The organism is Pseudomonas sp. P5_B2 (assembly GCF_056400445.1).
Genome location: NZ_JBFULH010000669.1, coordinates 1 through 2,120, shown reverse-complemented (window position 1 = coordinate 2,120; position 2,120 = coordinate 1). Strand labels below are relative to the sequence as shown.

Annotated in this window: 3 protein-coding genes and 1 pseudogene; 2 read left to right on the top strand and 2 right to left on the bottom strand. The window is 51.5% G+C overall.

The genetic code is table 11. From position 1 onward, the window contains the following. Positions 1-125: 125 nt before the first annotated feature. A complete protein-coding gene (locus tag AC1DRJ_RS25425) occupies positions 126-533 on the bottom strand; it encodes a low affinity iron permease family protein (protein ID WP_477804585.1) in 408 nt (135 codons plus the stop codon). Between the two features lie 107 nt (positions 534-640). On the opposite strand from AC1DRJ_RS25425, the pseudogene AC1DRJ_RS25420 reads away from it, so the two are divergent. Both AC1DRJ_RS25420 and AC1DRJ_RS25415 read left to right on the top strand, forming a co-directional pair. Continuing rightward, positions 641-733 (top strand): annotated as a pseudogene (locus AC1DRJ_RS25420) (DUF421 domain-containing protein); the annotation flags it as partial. Between the two features lie 35 nt (positions 734-768). Continuing rightward, positions 769-1,005 carry a hypothetical protein gene (locus AC1DRJ_RS25415; RefSeq protein ID WP_477804584.1) on the top strand — a complete coding sequence of 79 codons (237 nt, stop codon included), beginning with the start codon at positions 769-771 and terminating at the stop codon, positions 1,003-1,005. Positions 1,006-1,091: 86 nt separating this feature from the next. Here AC1DRJ_RS25415 and AC1DRJ_RS25410 read toward each other — a convergent pair. Then, positions 1,092-2,120, bottom strand: a 1,029-nt coding sequence (locus AC1DRJ_RS25410; RefSeq protein ID WP_477804583.1) for a GAF domain-containing sensor histidine kinase, incomplete at its 5' end; no start/stop codon positions are given.

Genomic DNA, 2,120 nt, shown 5'->3' with positions numbered 1-2,120 from the left:
ATGCAGTGGTCAAGCGGATGGATAAATTTCCTGCTCGCCAATATTGGCCATGAGCAGCTACGCCAGATCACTCCATTGAGGTTTCAGCCAGGCAGGCCGCCTTGGTTGGGATCATTTGATGCCGACTACGGCTGCAATCCCTTGGGTGTTGCATCGTTCTCTTCAACTGAATCAAAGTTGATTTGTTCTTCTTGCCCCAACGAGCTGTAGTGCTCACGCAGTTTTCTCAACTCTCGACTGCCCATTTTGTCCAAAGACAAGGTGGCGTTTTGCGCTTCCTTGGTTGCCCGAATCAGCTCATCAATCTTCAGGTGCAAAATATCGTTATCGCGGTTCTGCGTATTCTGGATCAGGAATACCATCAGGAACGTGATGATAGTCGTTGAGGTGTTAATGATCAGTTGCCACGTATCGTTGTAGTGAAAGTAAGGCCCGGTCAGTGCCCATGCGGCGATCAATACGACAGCCGTCAGGAATGTCTTCGAGCTCCCAGCCCGGTTAGAGAGCGATTGGCAGAATTTTGAGAATTTCATGATTGCGAGCTCCGGCTTGGTCATTGATAGACCTCAGCGGTGCGTTGAAAATTCTTTTTTACATATTCCCTTTCATCGCCTGGCGCCTACCGGGAAGGGTGAGGAGACTGGATTCGGTATTGCGTGCGTCCGCGATGTACTTGGCCTTGATGGTGCTGTTCAAAATCGCCGGCACTTTGAAGTTGAAAAGCCTGTCATCAGGCTGCTACTTTTTCCCATTACAAGGATCCCCACCATGTGCAAATTTCTTCTGGAATACCTGTTCAACGGCGAGCCCCGCACACACCTGTTTGAACTCAAGCAGGCTCAGTTGCCCTCGCATGAGGCAGCAATGCACCTGCTACAACTGCATTTTGGGGATGGAGAGAACAGCTTGATCATGCCCTCTGCGGACGCGACGCCAGATCAGATTTTAGAGCAGGCTGAGCGGGTAGGGCTGACCCGGATCAAGGTGGTCGATCAATCGAGTTGATGCCAGGTGCAGCGACCCGCAACGCGCGACTCGGCAGTCTTGAAAGGCTGYATGTGGCAGTGGCCGATGCAAAGTGAAGTCTAGCGTCAAGCCCATTTGAAACCAGCAGGAAACCTGGCGATAAAGCATGTCCCTGATTGCGGCGTTGAGGAAACGCTCAAGGTGCCTCTGTGCGCGGTGGCGATTTGCGATGCGATGTAAAGGCCCAGTCCCAGACCTTCGCCACGTTGCCCTGCCTCTGAGCGAGTAAACGGCTCAAATAGCAATGGCATTAGCTCCGAGGGGATTGGTGCGCCCTGGTTGGCCACCGATATAACAAGCTCGTCTTCATCAGTGTAAGCATTGACGCGGATGGTCGTTGCAACTGCGCCATGGGTTACAGCGTTGCCCAGCAGGTTAGAGAGCAACTGGCTGATACGTAAAGCATCGCAATAGATGCCAAGCGGAACTTGCAGGTCGTGAGAAAAAATGGCGTGAGGGTGTGATGTTTGTACTTCATCGATGGTCATTTGAAGCGTTTTTTCCAGGTCATCGACCAACTGTCGTTTAACGGGAATCCCATCGCCCATCCGTCCCCGCGCAAAATCCAACACGTTTTCTATCAGTACGCCCATACGTGCCGTGCTTTTATGAATCGCAGAAATCAAATTCAGTGAGCGTTTTTCGGTTGTTTTGGTGCTTAACAGATCGGTACTCATTCGGATTGCGCTGAGCGGTGTGCGTAAATCGTGGCCCAGTACCGCGATGAATTGCTCGCGCAATCGACCGCTTTCATTGGCATCCACCAGCGCTGCTTTTGTCGCTTCCAAATGGTTTTGCGCGTCCAGACTCATCGCAATCAACTGAGCAAAAAGCGCAAGTGTCTTGGCGATAGCGGGTTCGTCAAGGTTGGCGGGCACCGAATCGATGGCGCACAACGTACCAAAAAAATCACCATTGGCTTTGACGATAGGGATCGAGATATAGCTCTCCAATCCATAAGTTTTAGGGGTGTGGTGCTTTGAAAAAATTGGGTGTGCGCTAGCGTGACCAAAGATTACCGGCGTTTTGTGTTGGCGGATTTCATGGCAAATCGTTGACTCCAATACCAACTCACCACCGGGCTGCAGCCCAAA

Bases quoted from the DNA above. Each gene is read 5' to 3' on its own strand.
- AC1DRJ_RS25425 (WP_477804585.1), bottom strand. From the start codon at position 533: ATGAAATTCTCAAAATTCTGCCAATCGCTCTCTAACCGGGCTGGGAGC.
- AC1DRJ_RS25415 (WP_477804584.1), top strand. From the start codon at position 769: ATGTGCAAATTTCTTCTGGAATACCTGTTCAACGGCGAGCCCCGCACA.